The sequence below is a fragment of the Cupriavidus sp. 96C5-1 genome, assembly GCF_057798855.1.
In genome coordinates this window covers 50,644-69,442 of record NZ_JBYOJU010000034.1, presented here as the reverse complement: position 1 = coordinate 69,442, position 18,799 = coordinate 50,644, and the positions used below count along the sequence as shown (strand labels likewise).

15 protein-coding genes are annotated in these 18,799 nt (G+C 66.4%); 5 read left to right on the top strand and 10 right to left on the bottom strand.

Annotated features, from left to right (window positions below; translation table 11 throughout):
• Position 1: 1 nt before the first annotated feature.
• Positions 2–2,170 (bottom strand): TonB-dependent receptor, encoded by a 2,169-nt coding sequence (locus AC3FOF_RS30310; protein WP_488728698.1) that lies wholly within the window; start codon positions 2,168–2,170, stop codon positions 2–4.
• 381 nt (positions 2,171–2,551) lie between these two features.
• On the opposite strand from AC3FOF_RS30310, the gene AC3FOF_RS30305 reads away from it, so the two are divergent.
• Positions 2,552–3,076, top strand: a complete 525-nt coding sequence (locus AC3FOF_RS30305) for a helix-turn-helix transcriptional regulator (RefSeq protein WP_276266934.1) — start codon at positions 2,552–2,554, stop codon at positions 3,074–3,076.
• 144 nt (positions 3,077–3,220) lie between these two features.
• Here AC3FOF_RS30305 and AC3FOF_RS30300 read toward each other — a convergent pair whose 3' ends face one another.
• The 5 genes from AC3FOF_RS30300 to AC3FOF_RS30280 form a co-directional block, all read right to left on the bottom strand.
• Complete coding sequence (locus AC3FOF_RS30300) at positions 3,221–5,605, bottom strand: TonB-dependent siderophore receptor (protein ID WP_488728697.1); 2,385 nt, start codon at positions 5,603–5,605, stop codon at positions 3,221–3,223.
• Between the two features lie 105 nt (positions 5,606–5,710).
• Entirely contained in the window at positions 5,711–6,550 is an 840-nt protein-coding gene (locus tag AC3FOF_RS30295; protein ID WP_488728696.1) for a FecR family protein, read from the bottom strand.
• Complete coding sequence (locus AC3FOF_RS30290; protein ID WP_488728695.1) at positions 6,534–7,136, bottom strand: sigma-70 family RNA polymerase sigma factor; 603 nt, start codon at positions 7,134–7,136, stop codon at positions 6,534–6,536. Before AC3FOF_RS30290 ends, AC3FOF_RS30295 begins: the two co-directional genes overlap by 17 nt.
• Before the next feature lie 389 nt (positions 7,137–7,525).
• Complete coding sequence (locus tag AC3FOF_RS30285; RefSeq protein ID WP_488728694.1) at positions 7,526–8,833, bottom strand: NAD(P)/FAD-dependent oxidoreductase; 1,308 nt, start codon at positions 8,831–8,833, stop codon at positions 7,526–7,528.
• Between the two features lie 52 nt (positions 8,834–8,885).
• Positions 8,886–9,647 carry an HAD family hydrolase gene (locus tag AC3FOF_RS30280; protein WP_488728693.1) on the bottom strand — a complete coding sequence of 254 codons (762 nt, stop codon included), beginning with the start codon at positions 9,645–9,647 and terminating at the stop codon, positions 8,886–8,888.
• A gap of 125 nt (positions 9,648–9,772) precedes the next feature.
• On the opposite strand from AC3FOF_RS30280, the gene AC3FOF_RS30275 reads away from it, so the two are divergent.
• Positions 9,773–10,768, top strand: coding sequence for a LysR family transcriptional regulator (locus AC3FOF_RS30275; protein ID WP_017228686.1), 996 nt, complete (start codon positions 9,773–9,775; stop codon positions 10,766–10,768).
• Between the two features lie 181 nt (positions 10,769–10,949).
• On the opposite strand, the gene AC3FOF_RS30270 is transcribed toward AC3FOF_RS30275, so the two are convergent.
• The 4 genes from AC3FOF_RS30270 to AC3FOF_RS30255 all read right to left on the bottom strand — a co-directional run bounded on the left by AC3FOF_RS30270 (position 10,950) and on the right by AC3FOF_RS30255 (position 15,146).
• Positions 10,950–11,870 carry an HpcH/HpaI aldolase/citrate lyase family protein gene (locus AC3FOF_RS30270; RefSeq protein ID WP_488728692.1) on the bottom strand — a complete coding sequence of 307 codons (921 nt, stop codon included), beginning with the start codon at positions 11,868–11,870 and terminating at the stop codon, positions 10,950–10,952.
• Positions 11,871–11,915: 45 nt separating this feature from the next.
• A complete protein-coding gene (locus AC3FOF_RS30265) occupies positions 11,916–12,542 on the bottom strand; it encodes an RraA family protein (protein WP_017228689.1) in 627 nt (208 codons plus the stop codon).
• 37 nt (positions 12,543–12,579) lie between these two features.
• Positions 12,580–13,932, bottom strand: a complete 1,353-nt coding sequence (locus AC3FOF_RS30260) for an MFS transporter (RefSeq protein ID WP_488728691.1) — start codon at positions 13,930–13,932, stop codon at positions 12,580–12,582.
• 476 nt (positions 13,933–14,408) lie between these two features.
• Positions 14,409–15,146 (bottom strand): FadR/GntR family transcriptional regulator, encoded by a 738-nt coding sequence (locus tag AC3FOF_RS30255; protein ID WP_017228691.1) that lies wholly within the window; start codon positions 15,144–15,146, stop codon positions 14,409–14,411.
• A gap of 182 nt (positions 15,147–15,328) precedes the next feature.
• On the opposite strand from AC3FOF_RS30255, the gene AC3FOF_RS30250 reads away from it, so the two are divergent.
• The 3 genes from AC3FOF_RS30250 (at position 15,329) to AC3FOF_RS30240 (ending at position 18,799) form a co-directional block, all read left to right on the top strand.
• Complete coding sequence (locus AC3FOF_RS30250) at positions 15,329–15,475, top strand: hypothetical protein (protein WP_276265957.1); 147 nt, start codon at positions 15,329–15,331, stop codon at positions 15,473–15,475.
• Between the two features lie 175 nt (positions 15,476–15,650).
• Complete coding sequence (gene gabT / locus AC3FOF_RS30245; RefSeq protein WP_017228692.1) at positions 15,651–16,913, top strand: 4-aminobutyrate--2-oxoglutarate transaminase; 1,263 nt, start codon at positions 15,651–15,653, stop codon at positions 16,911–16,913.
• 110 nt (positions 16,914–17,023) lie between these two features.
• Complete coding sequence (locus AC3FOF_RS30240; protein WP_276265955.1) at positions 17,024–18,799, top strand: thiamine pyrophosphate-binding protein; 1,776 nt, start codon at positions 17,024–17,026, stop codon at positions 18,797–18,799.

Here is an 18,799-nt window from a genome sequence, read left to right as displayed (position 1 = left end):
CTCACTGGAAACGGTATCGCGCGGTGAGCATTGCGCTGCGGGGATCCCCGGGCAAGGCGCCGACGAAGGTTGGACTGGTGTAGTAGGTCTTGTCGGTCAGGTTGCGCAGGTTGAGGGTGACGTCCCACTTCTTCTGGCGGTAGTAGACCGCGGCATCCAGCACGACATAGGCTGGCACGCGATACAGGTTCAGGCTGTCGGCATAGCTGTCGCCCTTGTAGGTCAGGCCCAGGCCCACGCCCCAGCCGTGCAGGGCTGGCTGCTGGAAGTCGTAGGTGGTCCAGAGACGGCCGCCGGTCCTGGCCACGCCGGTGGGGCGGGTGCCGGCAATGCTTCGGTTGGCGACGCCCATCTGGGCATTGGATGCCAGCGCGTTGGATTGCACTTCAGCGTTCTGGACGACGAAGTTGGCCAGTATCGACCAGCCCTGCAGCGGGCGCGCGGTGATTTCCAGTTCCAGCCCGCGCGCGCGGTCACGCCCGTCCGGCGTGGGGCTCAGCGCACCCGGCAGGGTGATGTAGTAGTCCTTGCGCTGAGTCTCGAACAAGGCCGCGTTGGTCTGCAGCCGGCCATCCAGGAATTCGGCCTTGACGCCGATTTCCTTCTGCAGCGCGCTCTCCGGCTGGGTGGACAGGGCAGAGGGTTCCGTCGACACGTTGATGAACTTGCTGGTCGACACCCCGGCGTAGAAGGACAGGGATTGACGCGGTTGCCAGACGGCGCCGAGCGAGCCGGACGTGAGGTTCCGGGTATCGCCGATCGAGCGGAAGTTGCCGCCCTGGGTGCCCACGTCGCTGAACTTGACGCGATCGCTGCGCACTGCCGCGCGCAGCTTGAACTGGTCGCCGAAGGCAAGCTGGTCTTGCAGATACACGCCGAGGTCTTCCTGCTTGAGCTTGCGGTTGAAGCCCTGGCTTGCTACCGGGGTCAGGCCGGAGAGCGTGGTTTCCGGCACGGCCGGGGCGTTGATGTTGGCAATGTTGGGTAGGTTGTAGCCGGTGCGCACCGTGTCGATGCGCGTGTCCGAATACTCGATGCCGGCCAGCACGGTATGGCCGACCGGGCCGGTGCTGGTCTTCCATACCAGTTCGTTCTGCAGCAGGGTGAAGTGCGTATCGTCGGTCTGTGCGCGCGCGCTTCGGCCTGTCATCTGGTTGGCGGCGTTGCCGCCGTTGCCGCCTGCGTTGCGCGTCATGTCGAGGGCGCGCTCGTCGTAGACAAAGGCGGTGCGCATGGTGAGGTCGGGGTCGATGCGCCAGTCGTGGCTCAGCGTCACCCGGTCGATGGTCTGGTGGGTCTGGTTGAACGGGCTGTAGTAGCGCGCATCGCGCGCGGCGCCGGCAATCTGGCCCTGGTTGTTGAAGAGGATGCCGTAGTTGTCCGGCTTGATGCGGATGTCGCGGTGGTCGTAGTCGAGGGTCAGGGTCTTGTTCGTATCGTAGGCCCAGCTCAGGGATGGCGAGACTTCCTTGATGTCACGCGCGAGGCCGCGATAGCCGTCGCTCTTTTCGATGTCGGCGATGACACGGGTGCCGAACTGCGAACTGACGGGCCCGCCCACGTCCACATAAGTGCCCCAGGTGCCGTAGCTGCCCCCGAAGGCGCCCACTTCGGCACCGAACCTGTTCAGCGGGGGCTTGGTGACCATATTGACGCTGCCGCCGGGCTGGCCCGAGCCATAGAGCGCCGAGCCGGGGCCCTTCAGGACCTCGATCCGGTCGACGTCGTACATGGTCCGGTAGTAGCCGTTCTGGGTGGGACCGTCCTGATAGCCATCGCGCAGGAAACGCATGGCCAGTCCGCGGATGGTGTAGTTGTTGGCGAAGCCATAGCCGCCCGCAAGCAGGGGCTGGACGCCAGCGGAATTCTGCAGCGCGTAGTTCATGTCCACCGCGCCCTGTTCGCGCAACAGACTGTCTGGAATCACCGTCACGGCGGCCGGGATATCGCGCAGCGGGGTGTCGGTCTTGGTGCCGGTGGTGACGGTGTCGCCAAGGCTGCCGGCGGCCACCTTGCCGGCCGATGCGGTCACCTCCGGCAGGCTATGGGAGTCCTGCGCCGCGGCTGCCAGGGGAAGTCCGGCGAACATGGCGGAAGTCAGTGCGGCCAGTGCCGTGGGGCGGGGCAGCCGCCGGCCGGGGAGGGATCGTTTTGTTGCGGTGGTGCTCACAGGGGATTCCAGATGCGCGGATTAGGGAGAAGCAATGCATGGCGCCAGTTCGGCGGACCCTGGTGAGGCTAATGCGAATCATTCCTGTTTTCAATTCAAAATCGGGCACCCGGGACATCTGCCCCGTGAGGAGATGCTGCTTTTCCTGGCCCAACGTTGGTTTTTGGCCAGCAGGACCGCTCTCCGCCGGCCTGCGGGACAAATGTCCTGTATCAAAAAGTTGATAATAATCAACTTTAGGTGGATGACGCCTGCCTTCGGCATCACGGTACTTCCGCTAGAAACGAGAATCAGTTACATTTCGGTCTCGCGCATCCAGCGCAACCTTCTGGTGGCGCCGATCCATCCGATCGGGGTGGATGTCAGCATTGAATTCGTCATATGCCGCCGAGACTCCTTCTACTGCTCGCCTTCTTTCCGATGTACCAGTTCTGGGACCTGGCTCATCTCCACTTGAGGAGTGGTGTCAGCTACCACCTGATCGCGGAGTGTTTTGCCACCGTGGCCTTCATCGGGATCCTTGCCGTGTTTGCGCGTGACCGCCAGCGTGCGGCGCGCGAGCTTGCCGCGCTACGCAACGCGGCCCAGGCCGCCGAGCGCGCGATGGCCGAACGCAACGAGGCTGCCAGGGCTTCGACCCGGCACTTCCTCCGAGAAATGCAGGAGCAATTCGAGGCATGGAAGCTCACGGCCTCGGAGAAAGACGTGGCCCTGCTCCTGATCAAGGGACTCTCGCTGGAGGAAATTGCCGCGGTGCGCGAGAGCAAGGCCAAGACCGTGCGCCAGCATGCGGCCAACGTCTACGCAAAAGCCAAGGTGGAGGGCCGGCACCAGCTTGCGGCCTATTTCCTCGAGGACCTGATGGCGCCGCAGGCACCCCACGGGCCCGGACTCAAGGCGGCCTGAGGGTGCGCGGCTCAGTGGCGCCCGTCAGGCCCGCCGGCAGCCGGAAAGCCGGCAAGGCCGGCCCGAGGTGGCAATGCGCAAGCCCTCCGCTCATACGCGCAGCTGGCGTGGCGTGCCGCGCGCGGGTCGGGGCTGGCGCCAGGCTTACATATCGAACTGGGCAGACAGCCACACCGTGCGCGGCTTGCCAGCCCATGCGCCGTTGATGCTGGGGTCGCCGGCCGCCCAGTAGCGCTTGTCCGTCAGGTTCTGGATGCTGAGCGCGAAGGTGGCGCGGTATCCCGCCAGCCGCGCGGCGTAGCGCGCTCCCGCGTCGAAGCGGGTATATCCTGCCATCCAGCTCGTGTTTTGCGCATTGAGCGCGCGCCGGCCCACGTAGTACACGCCACCGCTGAGGCTGACCCCGGGCAGCGCCGCGATCCGGTAGTCCAGGAAGGTGCTGGCCTGGAAGTTCGGCACGTCGGCAATACGCTTGCCGGCCACGCTTGGGTCGGCAGGGTTGTCCGCTTCGGTATGCAGCAGGGCAAGCCCGCTTACCACCGAGAGCGCGCCTGTGAGCCGGCCGTTGGCGGTCAGCTCAAGACCGCTATGGCGCTGGGTGCCGCCCTGGACGGTGAAATGCTCCGCGTTCACGTATTGCAGGGTCTTTTCCAGGCGGAACACCGCGCCTGTCACCAGGAGGTTGTCGGTGACCCTGGACTTGACCCCGAACTCATACTGCCGGGTCTTCAGCGGCGGCATGTTCTCGCCGGCATTGTTGGTGTCGTAGCCGGCCGGACCAGGCTGTTCGTAACCTTCGGCATAGCTGACGTAGGTGGACAGGCCCGCCAGCGGCTTGAAGGTCAGCGCGAAGGAGGGCGCGTTGACGCTGGCACTTTGCTCGGTATTCTTTCCCGAGGCCGGCAGGCTGTCGTTCTTGTAGCGGATATGGCGCAGCCCGAGCAACAGGTCCCACTTCGGTGCCAGTGCCATCACGTCACTGATGAAGATGCTGGGCTGGTAGTTCTTCGAGATGTTCTTCTTCGGAAAGCTCAGGTTCGCCGGCTCCGGCGAATAGACCGGCCGGTAGATGTTGCCCACCGTGGTGCCGAGCACCGTGAAGCCGGATTCGACGGCGCTGAAGTTGCGCGTGGACAAGCCCGCCACGAGCTGGTGCCGGATCGGGCCGGTGTCGAAGTTGCCGCTGACGTAGGTATCGGTGGAAAGTACCCGGAAATTCTGGTCCGGGTTCAGGTAGATGTCGCCGGAGAGAATGTCGCCGCTACGGCTGACATTGTAGATATCGGGAAAGGCCGCCACGCGTGCGTTATAGGACTGGGCTACGCGGCTGGTGAGCTTCCAGCGATCGTTGAGGCGGTAACTGAAGTCCGCACCGATGTTGTAGGTCTTGGTCTCGTACTGCAGCCAGGACTGGCCCAGCAGCACGCGCGGATTGACCGGCGACGGCAGCGTGCCGTCGGGGTAGGGGCCAACCGCGGGCTGGGCCGCGATCTTGCGCTCCTGGTAGTCGAAATTGAGTTGCAGCAAGGCCTGCGGCGTGATGCCCCAGTCAAAGGCGCCGGCCACGAATTTGCGTGAAACGTCGCCGTTGTGGCCGAAGTTGCCGATCTTTTCCCCGGCAACATTGAGACGGTAGCCAAAGCGGCCGTCGGCGAGAGGCCCGCCGGCATCCACGCTGGTGTAGTAGCCGTCGTGATCGCGCACCGCTGTCTTGACGCTGGCGAATCGTTCCCGGGTGGGGCGCTTGATCACGTAGTTGATCGTGCCACCCGGGGAATTGATCCCGTACAGGAAACCGGACGGCCCCTTGAGCACATCGACTTGCTCGATGTTCTCGAGCGGGATCTCGTAGTACGGCGCCACCGACATGCCATCGCGGCGAATGGTGTTGGTCCAGTCCACAAAGAAGCCGCGGATGCGCACGGTCTCATAGGCGCCGGCCTGGGTGGCATCCTGGATCGACGGATCGTTTTTCACCACATCCATCAACGTGCGCGCATCCTGCGAATTCATCAGCTCGCTGTTGTACGACTGCACCGAGAACGGTACCTCTTCCGGCTGCTTCTCACCCAGCGCGCCCATGCTGATGCCGTCGCTGGCAAACAGCGACGGACGGGTGCTCCTGATCTCCACCGGGGCGAGCTTCGCTTCCGGTGCGGTGCGCGGCGGCGAAGATATGACAGGCATCGCCGCCGGCGCGGTGATCACGTAGGCCTGCGCGCCGGTCCCCTTGGCCTTCAGGCCGGTGCCCGTGAGCAGCCGTTCCAGCGCCTGGTCTAGCGTCAGCTTGCCGCTGACCGCCGGCGCGGTCCGGCGCTCGGTCTGGTCGGTGGCGAACACGATCTGCGCGCCCGACTGGCGCGCCAGCGCGCGCAGCGCGTGGTCCAGCGGCTGGGCTGGCATGTCGACGTCAAGCGTTCCCTGCGCTAGCGCGCTGGCAGCCAGCGTTATGCCCGCGGCAAACGCGGACAGGGTGGTAAGGCGGCTGGCAAGGCCGCGGCGGGCGGTGCCAAGCAAAGCTGGATTCACGCGATTTCCCCTTTTCTTTATCGGACGGCCCAGGAACCGGGCCTTGCAGGGAAAGGCGTAGCTGCGCGCGGCGATGTTGATGCTTGTTACAAATTTTTTGCGGGATCAGCGCGAGGCGATGTCGACAGTGCCATCGGCATGCCGGGCCACGCGCACCGGAAGTACGGCGGGGAGCGCGTCCAGGAGGGGTTCGAGGCCACCGATGTCGTACTCGCCGGACAGGCGCAGGCTGCCGGCATGCTCGTCGCGCAAGCGGATTGGGGCATCGCGGTAGCGCTGCATTTCGGCAACGACCAGGCGCAGCGGGCTGCCGTCGAGCACCAGCTTGCCTTTGGCCCACGCCACTGCGCCTGGCTGGACGTCCACCAGCGGGCCAAGCTGTCCGCCGTGCACCGCCAGGGCCTGGCCTCTGGCTACCCGCGCGCTGCCGGTACCGGCTTTGATCTCGACCGCGCCTTCCATCACAGCCACATCCACATCCCCATGCGCCCGGCGGACGTTGAAATGGGTGCCGATATCGCGGATCTCGACGCCGGCTGCGGTGACAACGAACGCGCGCCAGCTGTGCGACACCGTGAACATGGCCTCGCCGCGTTCGAGCGCGATCCGCCGGCTGCGCAGGTGGTTCTCGACGACCATCACGGAATCGGTATTGAGCTGGATGCGACTACCATCGCGAAGCGTCCAGGTGCTGCGCTCGCCAACGCGAGTGGCAAGGCGCGTGGTCTGCCAGGCAGGGTCGGCCAGCCACAGTGCGGCCACCGCAACGCCGAGGCAGGTTACTGCTGCCTTGCTGGTGCGTCCACGCCGTCGGCTGTAGGCCTTGCCTTCACGCAGCAGCGCCTCCTTGCCAGGGAAGTGCTGGAGCAGATCAGGCTTGAAAGGCGCCAGCGGGTCGTTGGGCAAGGGCGGGTTCTTGCGGGCGTTGTCAGGCGGCACTGCCATCAGCCGGTCTCACGATCGTGGGTGCTGCGATTGCCGCCGGCTGCTGCGGGACGACGAACGGCGCCGGGGGCCTTGGGTCCGGGTCCAGCAAGGGCCGCAGGCTTTGCATGGCGCGCGCAAGATGGCGCGCCACCATATTGCGGGAGATGCCAAGCTCCCGCGCCACCTCTTCCTGCGGCATATCGTGTAGCCGATGCAGCAGGAAGACGAGGCGGCAGCGCGGCGGCAGGTTTTCGATGGCCATGTGCAGCGATTGTACTTGCTGGGCCAGGTGCAATTGCTGCGCGCCATCGGCTTCATGGCTGCGCAGGTCGGCCACCTCGTCCACCGAGACTACGACATTGGCGTGCGCGGCCTCCGCGCGGTGCCGGTCTATGGCACGGTAGAGCGAAGCACGCCTGAGAAAGGCCAGCGGTTGCCGTGCCGTGGCGCGGGGCGGCCGCTCGAGCAGCTGCACGCACAGGTCATGCACCACATCGCGTGCAAAGCCCCGGGCAGCAAAGCGGCGGCGCACATGCTCGACCAGGTCCTCGTAATGCCGGACCAGGGTGGCGAGCAGGTTGTGGCTGTCGGGTTCGGGGGGCACCTGGCGCAAGGAAAGGGGGTGGAATGGCCACGAATTATAAATGATAATCGTTACTATTTATAAGGGGTGTGGCTGCCGCGCGAGAGGCATGTAACGAGGCCGGCACCCCGTCACGTTGCGCGGCGTCCCGGTTTCACCCCAAAGGCTGGGGTGGAACCCGAATCAGCATCCCGCACCCTCACTCCATCAGGCGAACAATGCCTCTCCAGGGAATCCGCCGGGTTTGGCGCCTGGCGGGCAGGCGAACAAACAAGCGAAGCCAATGCTGTTATCCAGCACGCAGCGGTATTTGACCCGGCCGCCCCCTCCCGCAAGCGGGAGAGCGGAGCAAACCATGGCAAGCGCCAGGTCTGCCGGCAAGCATGCCGCCAGACCTGGCGTCCACGGCATCAATGCAGCCGCGTCCCCGCCGCCAGCAAACGCTCCAGCCCCTGCGCCAGCGTCATCCCCATCGCCCGTCCCCAGCCGTGGATGGCGAGCACGTGCCGGCGATAGACCGCATGGTGGAGCAGGGCGGCAAGCGTCCCTTCGATATGCCAGCCCTCCGCTTTGCCGGGCGCGGCCAGTTTGGCGATGGCGCTGCTTCCCGCCAGGGACACCAGCGAACCATAGTCGCGATACCTGAAGCCCTCCGGCTGCTGGCCCGCGAGTTGCTGCGGCAGGGCTTCGGCCAGGTACAGCGCCTGCTGGCAGGCAACCTGCGCACGGGTCGGGAGTTCGGCGTCGAGGTCATGCGGCCGGCAGCTGGCGCAGTCGCCGATGGCGTAGATATGCTCGTCGCCGACACTCTGCAGCGTGGGCAGCACGCGGATCTGTCCTTTGGCGTTCACCGGAAGCTGGAAGGTGCTCAGCATGTCCGGCGCCGCAATGCCGGCCGCCCACACAACCACATCGGCCTGCATGGGCGGCTGGCCGGCAAACGTCAGGCCGCTTGCGCTGACCGATGTCACCCGCGCGCTGCACTGGACGCGGATGTTCAACCGCGCGAGCTGCTCGCTCACGCGTGCTGCGATCCGGTTGCCCATGCCGGGGAGCACGGCGGGCGAGGCTTCGATCAGGCAAATGTCCACGTCCGTCACGGGGTCGAGCCCGTGGATGCCGTAGCGGTTCAATACGTGCGAGGTTCGGCGCAACTGGGCCGCAAGCTGTACGCCGGTCGCGCCCGCCCCGACGATGGCGACGCGGACTTTACCCGCGGCGGCCCGTGCCGGGGCGCCTGGCAGCGCGGTCTTGCGGCGCAGGACCGCGTGCACCCGGTCCCGCACTTCTTCCGCGCTGCTGACGCTGTCCAGCGTCAGGGCGTGCTCGCGCGCGCCGGGCACGCCGAAGTATTGCGTGACGCCGCCAACGGCGAGCACCAGCTTGTCGTAGGCAATGGACCGGACCTGTTCGCCCTGGCCGTATCCCGCGCCGGCGGTCGCCACGGCGATGGTCCGGCTGGCGCGATCCACTGCATGCAGTTCGCCTTGCACGAAGCGGAAGTGGTGGCGCTCTGCCTGCAGGGCGAACGAGGTGTGGTGGACGACGGGTTCGAGCCTGCCCGCGGCCACTTCATGCAGCAGGGGCTTCCACAGGTGGGTCGGGCTGCGGTCGACCAGGACGATTTCAGCGAGGCCGCGCTTGCCGAGCCGCTTGCCCAGGCGCGTGGCGACCTGTAGCCCGGCGGCGCCGCCGCCGACGATAACGATGGTTTTCATGGGCATCTCCGCAATGGGTATCCGGTTCGTGCTTGCCGTGGTGGCGGGCGAATCAATTCGCCAGCGGCTCGGCCGTGGCGCGGCTTCCATCGGAGGCATCAGTCGCGCGAGGAGGCTGCGTGGGCACCAATGACTCGAGGGCGTGGAACTCGGGCCAGATCGCCTGCGGCGCGCTGGAAAGCGTCGCCAGGCCAGCGGCCAGGCGTGGCGCCTCGCTGCCCTCCGGCAACACGTTCACCGCATGCATGCCGATGCCCTGCGCGGCGCGCAGGCCGTATTCCGTCGCGGCGGCCAGCAAGGCGCGGTGCGCCGGCACGTCGGCGGTACGCAGGACGAGCCGGTAGAGATCAGCCTCGGTCTCCTGGGCCGACAAGGCGTCGGCGGTGGCTACCACGGAGAAGCGATCCACCCAGTCCGCCCCGAGCGCGCCATCGAGCAATGCGCAGAGCATGCGCGATGACATCGGGGCGACCAGTGCGAGCCGCGCGCCGCCCTGCTCGGCACCGTCCATGAGTCGCAAGGCCTGCCAACGGATGCCGATAGCCTGCCGGGCGCAACGCTCGACAAAGGCTTTCTGGTAAGCACGGTACAAGGCGTCATCCTGTGCCGGCGGGACGCGCCCGTGCCGTGCGTGCAGCCACGCCCGCAGCATCTGGCGGGAGTCGCCGGCCCGTTTCCACATCGCATGGGCTTCGCTGGTCCAACCCGCATCGTCGTAGCATTCCCGCAGCGCCACGTTGATGGCGGCCCTGTGCAGCTCGTCGGTCCTGACAAGCACTTCGTCTACGGTTAGCACCAGCAATTCAAGCGACATTCTCCATCTCCATGTGCACTGCGTTGCGATACGCTCACAGCATTGCGTTTCGGGTGAGGTCACTATAAGGTAGCCCCCTCATATTGAAAAATTGGTTTATAAAACCGACCGATAGGTTTTCTACTATGAATCGCACCACCACTTTCCGGCAGCTGAACGCCATCGATGCGATCGCCCGCCTGGGCGGCGTGTCCCGTGCCGCGGAGGAGTTGCATCTCACCCAGCCGACGGTGTCGCTGCAGCTCAAGCTGCTGGAGGAGGCAACCGGCACCCCGCTGGTGCAGCGCGCTGGCAGGGGGCTGCAGCTCACGCCCGCCGGGGAGGTGATGGCGGACTACGCCGGGCAGATCCTGCGCCTGTGGCGCGATGCCACCGAGGAAGTCACGGCGCTCAAGGGCAGCCTGGCGGGCACGCTGCGCGTGGGCGCCATCACCACGGCGGAGTATCTGCTGCCGTCGATGCTGGTGGCCTTTACCGAGGACCGGCCGGATGTGAAGATCAAGCTCCACGTGGGCAACCGCGAGGAGATCGTGCGGATGCTTGCCATGCACGAGATCGACCTTGCCATCATCGGCCGGCCGCCCTCGGATATCCGCACTCACGCGACGCCGTTCGCCAAGCACCCGATGGCGTTCATCGCGGCGCCGGACCACCCGCTGATGGCGCGCCGCCATGTCACGCTGCAAGACCTGATGCACGAGAACCTGATGGTGCGCGAGCGCGGCTCGGGCACCCGCAATACGGTGGAGCGCCTGTTCAAGGAGGCCGGACTGCGGCTGCCGCTGGGTTCCGAACTCTCCAGCAACGCCGCCATCAAGCGGATGGTGTCCGCCGGCCTTGGCGTGGCGTTCCTGTCGCTGCACGCCTGCACGCTGGAGTTCCAGGCGGGACTGATCGGCTTGCTGCCGTTGCAGAGCAATCCGATCGAGCGCGACTGGTATGTGCTGAACCTGCCCGCCGTGCGCCTGCCGCGCGTCGCACTGGCATTTCGCGCATTCCTGGTGGAGAACGGCCAGGCGGAGATCAACCGGCAACTGGAAAGCTTCGACGGCATCCTGCGCCGGCTGCACGCCCGCGCCAGGCGCCAGGGCAAGAGCGAGCCCGGCGAGGCGAAGCGGTGATGGCGTTCCGGATGTCGATACCGCCTCTCGCGGCGGCGCTTGCGCTGGCATTGGCGCGGCCCGCGGCCGTGGCCAGTGGTGCGCAACTGGAGTACGAGCCACGGCGGCCGGAGGCCGCTTTCAAGTCCGGGAGCTAGCGGGAGACCGGGTTGGCGCTGGCCTACCCGTTCCCAAGGGGGCCTTAGCCGTGTGCCTTGCCGCTGCCGCCCAGCGCCCACTGCGCGAACTTCGCATGGCGCGACAGCAGGCGGCGCGCGGTGTTGTAGTCCGGCGGATCGATGCGCGGGCCAGCCGTGGGTTTCCCGTCGCGAGCGGCTTCGTAGCCGCGGACGATGTCTTGCGCCCGCACCACTTGCTGTGCGGAAGGGGTCAGCGCGGCGTGGATGTCAACCACCTGCGGCGGGAATACCGTGCATTTCGCCTTCAGCCCGATCCGGCGCGCCCAGGCGAGATCCGCGGCCAGCACCGCCGGATCCTGGTAGTTGCAGGGGCAGTCGATCGGCACGCAGCCCACCGCCACGCAATCGACCAGGAAGCGCGCGCGCAGGTGCTGCAGCTCGATGCCGTCCGGCCCGCGCACGGCATCGAGGTCGGCGCTCAGGTCCTCGGCGGCCAGCAGGCAGGCGCTGACGCGCGTGCTGGCTGACAGGATGGACACGGCGGCGACCACGCCGCGCGCGGACTCCAGCGTGGGCACGATTTCCGTCTGCCCGTGGAGCAGGCCGAGTTCGCGTTCCAGCGCGGTGATTTCCTGGTCCAGCACCTGGATCTGTGCAGCCGTCTCGGTATGCGGCAGGAAGACGGCCGCGGGGCCGCCCGGCAGCACACCGCGCAGGTCGTCCAGCCCGTCGCCATCCAGCTTGTTGATGCGCACGGCGCCGACGATGCCGCGTGCCCGGCATTGCGCCATCAGGGCGACTATCCGCGCGCGTGCCGCCGGACGGTCCGCGGGGCAGGTGAATTCTTCCAGGTCGGCGACCAGCACATCGGGGCCGCTTTCCAGCGCGGCCTGCTGCCGTACCGGGTCCAGCCCGGGCACGAACAGCCAGCTGCGCCTGAGTTCCGCCGGACGTCTTGTCATGGTTCGGGGGTGAGCGCTCATGGCGTTTTCTTTTTCTCCATAGGGGGCGCAAGGCAGCGGCGGGCCTCAATGGCCCTGGAACAGCACCGTGGCGGCGGGTTCGCCTGCTTGCAGCCGGGCCAGGATCGCTGGCTCGGCCTCATCGGATGCGAGCGCCTGGCCGACGATGCCGGCGGCGATCTCCGGCGCCAGGAACAGCACGCCGTTATCGTCCGCCAGCACGATGTCGCCCGCGTTGACAGTGACGCCACCGCAGACTACCGGCACGCCGATGGCGCTGCCGCCTTCGTCGATCCGCTTGGTGGTGAGCACGCTGGTGCCCCGCGCGAAAACGGGCATGCCCATGGTGCGCAGTTCCAGGATATCCGTCACCACGCCGTCGACCACGATCCCCCTGGCGCCCGCGCACAAGGCCGCGGTGGCGGTGACCGCGCCGACGGGCGCATGGGCGTGGTCGCCGCAGGCATCGATCACCAGCACGTCGCCGGCCGCGAGGCGGGCCAGCGCCCGGTTTACGGCAATGGCGTTGGGCGTGGCCAGCCGCAAGGTGACGGCCCGGCCCACGACCTTCACGTTGGGAACGAGCGCGCGAATCACGTGGCTGGCAAAGCCGTCTTCGAGGAAGTGCCCCAGCGTGGGGAAACTCACGCGTTCAAGCCGGCTCAGCAGGGCGGCGTCGATATGGTTTTGCATGATCGGTTTTGCGTAATGGCGAAGTCGTCCCGGCGGCTCAGGACAGCGAAGTCCTGGCGTCTCCCGCGGAGCTTGCCGAGCTGGCATCCTTGCGCAGCGTTTCGGCCAGCAGCAGCAGGGCAATGGCGGAAAGCAGCGCCGAGCCGATCATGTACCAGGCCACCGAGGAGCCGCGGCCGGTGGCGGACAGCAGCGCGGTGGTGATGATCGGCGTGGCGGCGCTGCCCAGCAGCCCGGAGAGCATGTAGCTGATCGACAGGCCTGAGTAGCGCACCTTGGTGCCGAACAGCTCGGCCAGGAAGGTGGCAATGGGGCCGTAGTTCGCGGCAAAAGCGCTCATCATCAGCAGGTAGCCGAGCAGGGCGAAGGCAAACATCCTGGTGTCCAGCAGCCAGAACAGCGGGAAGGCGAGCAGTGCCTCGGCGATGATGCCGCCGACGATGACGGGCTTGCGGCCAACCTTGTCCGACAGCAGGCCGAACAGCGGCAGCAGCACGATGCACAGCGCGCAGGAAATCAGCGCGATCGTCAGCATCTGGTTGCGCGAGAAGCCGAGCGTCTGGGTGCCGTAGGTCAGGCCGAACGCCACGATCAGGTTGAAGGCGGTACCGGTGGACATCGTTGCGATGCCGCCCAGCAGCACCTGCTTCCACGATTTCGTCAGCACCTCCGCCAGGGGAATCTTCACCTGCGCGGCGGTGGCCTTGACCTTGCTGAACGACGGCGTTTCCGACGTATTCAGGCGGATGTACATGCCCACGCCGACCAGCAGGACGCTGGCCAGGAAAGGGATGCGCCAGCCCCAGGACAGCAGCGCTTCATTGGACATCACCGCATTGCTGAACAGGAACGCCAGGTTGGCGATCAACGTGCCGGCGGGAACGCCGATCTGCACCCACGATCCATAGAGGCCGCGCCGGTTGGCCGGCGCGTGTTCCACCGCCATCAGCACAGCGCCGCCCCATTCCCCGCCAAGCGCGAGGCCCTGAATGACGCGCAGGGTCAGCAGCAGGATAGGAGCCCAGATGCCGATCGACGCATAGTTCGGCAGCAGGCCGATGGCGAAGGTGGCCGAGCCCATCATGATGAGCGACACCAGCAGCATGGATTTGCGGCCGACCTTGTCGCCGAAGTGGCCGAACAGCGCGGCGCCGACCATGCGGGCGAGATAGGCGGAGGCAAAGGTGCCGAAGGCTAGCAGGGTCCCGGTCAGGGGATCGAAGGACGGGAAGAACACCTTGTTGAACACCAGGGCCGAAGCCGTGGCGAAGATAAACAGGTCATACCACTCAACCGTAGTGCCGATGACACTGGCGGCGGCAATCTTCCGCATGCTGCGGGGCGGCTGGCCTGTTTCCGGCGTATTGGCGGGGGTGTGATCGGGATTCATGGGCTTTCCAGGGCGCGATCCGGATACCGGATCGGGGGTTAAAACAGGGGCGGTCAGGCCATCGTGGCGGCCAGTTTGCAAATCAGAGTTCGGGTGGTCCGGCCAATAAATGGTACGAGATGCGAATTCTAAAGGAAATTGGTAGTTATTCTAGGTCTGATGGATGGGTGGTCCGGCCAAATATGGCAACATTTGGCGCACCACAATGCCTTGAGCAAACCTCATGCCATCGAAAAGGGAATATATCGGCACGTCTTGCGCGGGGCAATGCGCCGGAGCGGTGCGGATGTGCGTGGCTGTGGCGGTTGGAGTGCCGCCGTTCCTGCACCTGGATGGTGCGCGGCGGGGCCATGGATGGCGATGGCCGCGAATCGCGCGGGCGATCCCGCGCGCCATGAATGGCCGGGCTGCGCACGTTGACGACGCGGCAGGCCTGGCGCCGCAGGCAGCGCGGGCCAGTGTGCCTGGTTTCCTGGCTACTGGGAGATGTCTTCGGACAGCCGCGCCACGATGGCCAGCAGGTGGAAAGCCATGGCGTGGCGCGCCCGGATGGGATCCCGGGCCACGATGGCGGCAACGATGCGGTCGTGCTCGCCCACCGCGGAGCGCCAGGCCGACGCATCGACGAAGTGCTTGTCCAGGCGCTTGTACAGCGGGCTGGCCTCGCACAGATCCCATACATGGGTGACCACCGACGCCAGGGCGGCATTGCCGCAGGCGGCGGCGATGGCCTCATGGAGCGCGCGGTCGCTGGAGAAATCGCCAGCCTGGGGCGAATGATCCGGCTTCATCCGCCGGTGCGCTTCCTCGATGGCGCCGATCTGCTCCGGCGTGCCGTGCCGTGCCGCCAGGGCAGCGCATTCCGGCTCGAAGAGCGTTCTTGTCTCCAGCAGTTCAAAGGGGCTGGCTTCGAGCGCGGCGGCAAGGGTGCTGTCGGCGGGGGCTTCTGGCTCGCTCTCGTCGGCGCGGCCGTTTTCCCTGGGCTCCACCACGAACACGCCGCTGCCGACGCGCACTTCTATGTAGCCGCCGATCTCAAGGGCGATCAGGGCTTCGCGCAGCGTCGAGCGCGCCACGTTGAGCTGCTCGGCGAGCTCGCGTTCGGCCGGCAGGCGCTCGCCCGGCGCAAATTCGCCGGCGCGGATCTTGTTGGCGATCTGGTCCGCGATCAGCCGGTAGAGGCGTTGCGCCGATACTGCTTGAAGTGACGACATGGGATGGAGGCTGCTGCAAATTGACTGGTGGTCAGATCAATACAGCAAAACCCCGTCGCAATTCAAGGGCCTGGCCGGGCGTTTCGTCATTTGGATGGGATATGGGACGGATGGTCCGGCCGATTCCATGCGGCTACGCGGTGCCGTTGGCAGCGCTTCGGGGCGCGGATTTGAGAGGGAACGTGGAGGATGTCGCCAAAATTGGACTGACCACCAGTCAAATAAGCAAAAATATTTGGCAGTTTTTCGGCAAAACCCATAGAATTGGTCCGGCCACCAGTTGTTTGGTCAGCATCATGGCAGGAAAAGCCAATGTAAGGGCGCTTTGAGTGAGGTGCGCCTTCCCGGACGGCGAGCCGATGCGAGCCGGCCTGGGGGCCGAGCAAAGCCATGGCGATGCCGGGCGGGCCGTGAACACGCTGGCCATCCGGCTACGGCACGACACGGCAGCAAGGGGCCAAGACCCCGACAGACAACCACAACCCGGATTCAATGGAGCAAGACATGAAGAACGCAGACCTGGTACGCCGCAAAGATGCCGCCACCCCCCGTGGCGTTGGCGTGATGTGCAACTTCTATGCCGAGCGCGCCGAGAACGCGGAGTTGTGGGATGTCGAAGGCAACCGCTATATCGACTTCGCCGCTGGCATTGCCGTGCTCAATACCGGTCACCGCCATCCGCGCCTGGTGCAGGCCATGCAGGAACAGATGGCGCGCTTTACCCATACCGCCTACCAGATCGTCCCCTACGCCAGCTATATCGAGCTGGCCGAGAAGATCAATGTCCGCGCGCCGGGCGCGTTCGCCAAGAAGACGGCCTTCTTCACCACTGGCGCCGAGGCCGTCGAGAACGCCGTCAAGATCGCCCGTGCCGCGACCGGCCGCCCCGGCGTGATCGCCTTCGCCGGCGGCTTCCATGGCCGCACCATGATGGGCATGGCACTGACCGGCAAGGTCGTGCCATACAAGGTCGGGTTCGGGCCGTTCCCCTCCGACGTGTTCCACGCGCCGTATCCGTACGGCCTGCATGGCGTGAGCGTGCAGGATTCGATCGACGCGCTGCAGCAGTTGTTCAAGACGGAGATCGATCCGAAGCGCGTTGCCGCCATCATCTTCGAGCCGGTGCAGGGCGAGGGCGGTTTCAACGTGGCGCCCGCGGAGTTCGTGCGCGCCCTGCGCGCCATCTGCGACGAGCACGGCATCCTGCTGATCGCCGACGAGGTGCAGACCGGCTTCGGCCGCACCGGCAAGCTGTTCGCCATGGAGCACTATGACGTGGTGCCCGACCTGACCACCATGGCCAAGAGCCTGGCCGGGGGCATGCCGCTATCGGCGGTTTGCGGGCGCGCCGAGGTCATGGACGCCCCGGCCCCCGGCGGTCTGGGCGGTACCTATGCCGGCAACCCGCTGGCTGTGGCCAGCGCGCTGGCTGTCCTGGATGTGCTGGAAAGCGAAAAGCTGATCGAGCGCGGCGCCGCGCTCGGCCGCCGGCTGCAGGACAAGCTCGATGGATTGAGGTCGCGCGTGCCGGAGATCGGCGAAGTGCGCGGCGTGGGCGCGATGATTGCCGTGGAGTTCCGCAAGGCCGACGGCAGTCCCGACCCGGACTTTACGAAACAAGTGCAATCCCGTGCCCTGGAGAAGGGTTTGCTGCTGCTTTCCTGCGGCGTGTACGGCAACGTCATTCGTTTCCTGTTCCCGCTGACCATCTCCGACGCGGTGATGGACGAGGGCCTCGGCATCCTGGCAGGCGCATTGCTTCGGTAGCCGGATCGCGACATAGAGAATCGCCTGCAGACAACCCCATCCGCCGCCAGGCTGCCGCGATCATCGCGGCGGCCTGGCCAGCAAACGAATCAAGCAACGGAACCCACGACATGAGCAATCAATCGCCCCGCGCATTGCCCGCGCCGCCAGAGCGCAACGGCGGTCAGATCCTGATCGACCAACTGATTATCCAGGGCGTGAAGCGCGTCTTCCTGGTGCCCGGCGAGAGCTACCTGCCTTGCATCGATGCGCTGTACGATCACCAGGACAAGATCCAGCCCATCGTATGCCGGCAGGAGAGCGGCGCCGGCTATATGGCCGAAGCGCAGGGCAAGCTGACCGGCGAGCCCGGCATCTGCTTCGTCACGCGCGGCCCAGGTGCGACCAACGCCAGCATCGCCGTGCATACCGCGTACCAGGATTCCACGCCCATGATCCTGTTCGTCGGCCAGGTCGGCAACGACTTCTACGAGCGCGAAGCATTCCAGGAGGTCGACTACCGCCGCATGTTCGGCGAGATGACCAAATGGGTGGCGCAGATCGATCGCACCGAGCGCATCCCCGAGTTCATCGCGCGCGCGTTCGCGGTGGCCGCCAGCGGCCGGCCCGGCCCGGTCGTGCTGGCGCTGCCCGAGGACACGCTGTGGGGCAAGGCCAGGGTGGCCGACGTGCCGCGCTACCGCCGCGCGTACAGCGCGCCGACGCCGGGCGCCATGGATGCGCTGGCCCAGTTGATCGAGGGCGCCGAGCGTCCGTTCCTGCTGATCGGCGGCTCCGGCTGGACGCCGGAAGCCACCCGGCAGATGGAAGGCTTCGCCGAGCGCTTCGCGCTGCCGGTCGGGGTGGCCTGGCGCCGCCTGGAGTGCTTCGACAACCATCATCCCAATTTTGCCGGCCATGTGGGCTGGGCCATGCCGGACTCCCTGCGCAGGCGCGTGCAGGAGAGCGACCTGCTGATCGCGGTCGGTACGCGCATGGGCGAGGCAACCAGCGAGGGCTACACGGTCGTGGAAAGCCCGCTGCCCAGGCAGCGCCTGGTCCACGTGTACCCCGATGCGAACGAGCTTGGCCGCGTGTTCCACCCGACGCTGCCCATCGCCGCCGATGTCGTTTCGTTCGCCGCCGCCGTCAGCACGCTTTCGCCCTCCGGCTCCCGGGGCGCGCGCAACGCCGGCCACGAAGCCCACCAGGCGTACCTGTCCGAGCAGGAGCCCAAGGCAGCGCCGGGCGCGCTGAACCTGAATGTGGCCGCGTGCCACGTCCGCGACAACGTGCCCGAGGACACCTGCATCACCGTGGGTGCCGGCAACTACGCGCTGTACCCGCATGCCTACTACCGCTTCAAGGGCGTCGGCACCAGCCTGGCGCCCACCGTCGGGTCGATGGGCTACGGCCTGCCCGCGGCGATTGCCGCCAAGCTGGAGAATCCCGGGCGCACCGTGATCTGCTATGCGGGCGACGGCTGCTTCCAGATGAACCTGCAAGAGCTTGGCGTGGCCATGCAGTACCGGGCCGGCATCGTCGTGCTGGTATTCAACAACGGCATCTGGGGCACCATCCGCGCGCACCAGGAGCGCGAGTTCCCCGGCCGCACCGTTGCCCTCGGCTTCGACAATCCGGAATTCAGCGAGTTGATCCGCGCCTATCGCGGCTACGGCGAAGTCGTTTCCAGCGATGCCGAATTCGGCCCCGCGTTTGCGCGGGCGCTTGCGTTCGCCGACAGCCGGCAACTGCCGGCCTTGCTGGAGCTGCGCTACGACGCCGACGGCATCGCGCCGGGCATGACCCTGTCGCAGATCCGTTCCGAAGCATTCGCCCGGCAAGCCGGGGCAAAGTCACCACACGGCGCAACCGCTGCGCCGGTTCCGCATGCGCAAGGAGATTAG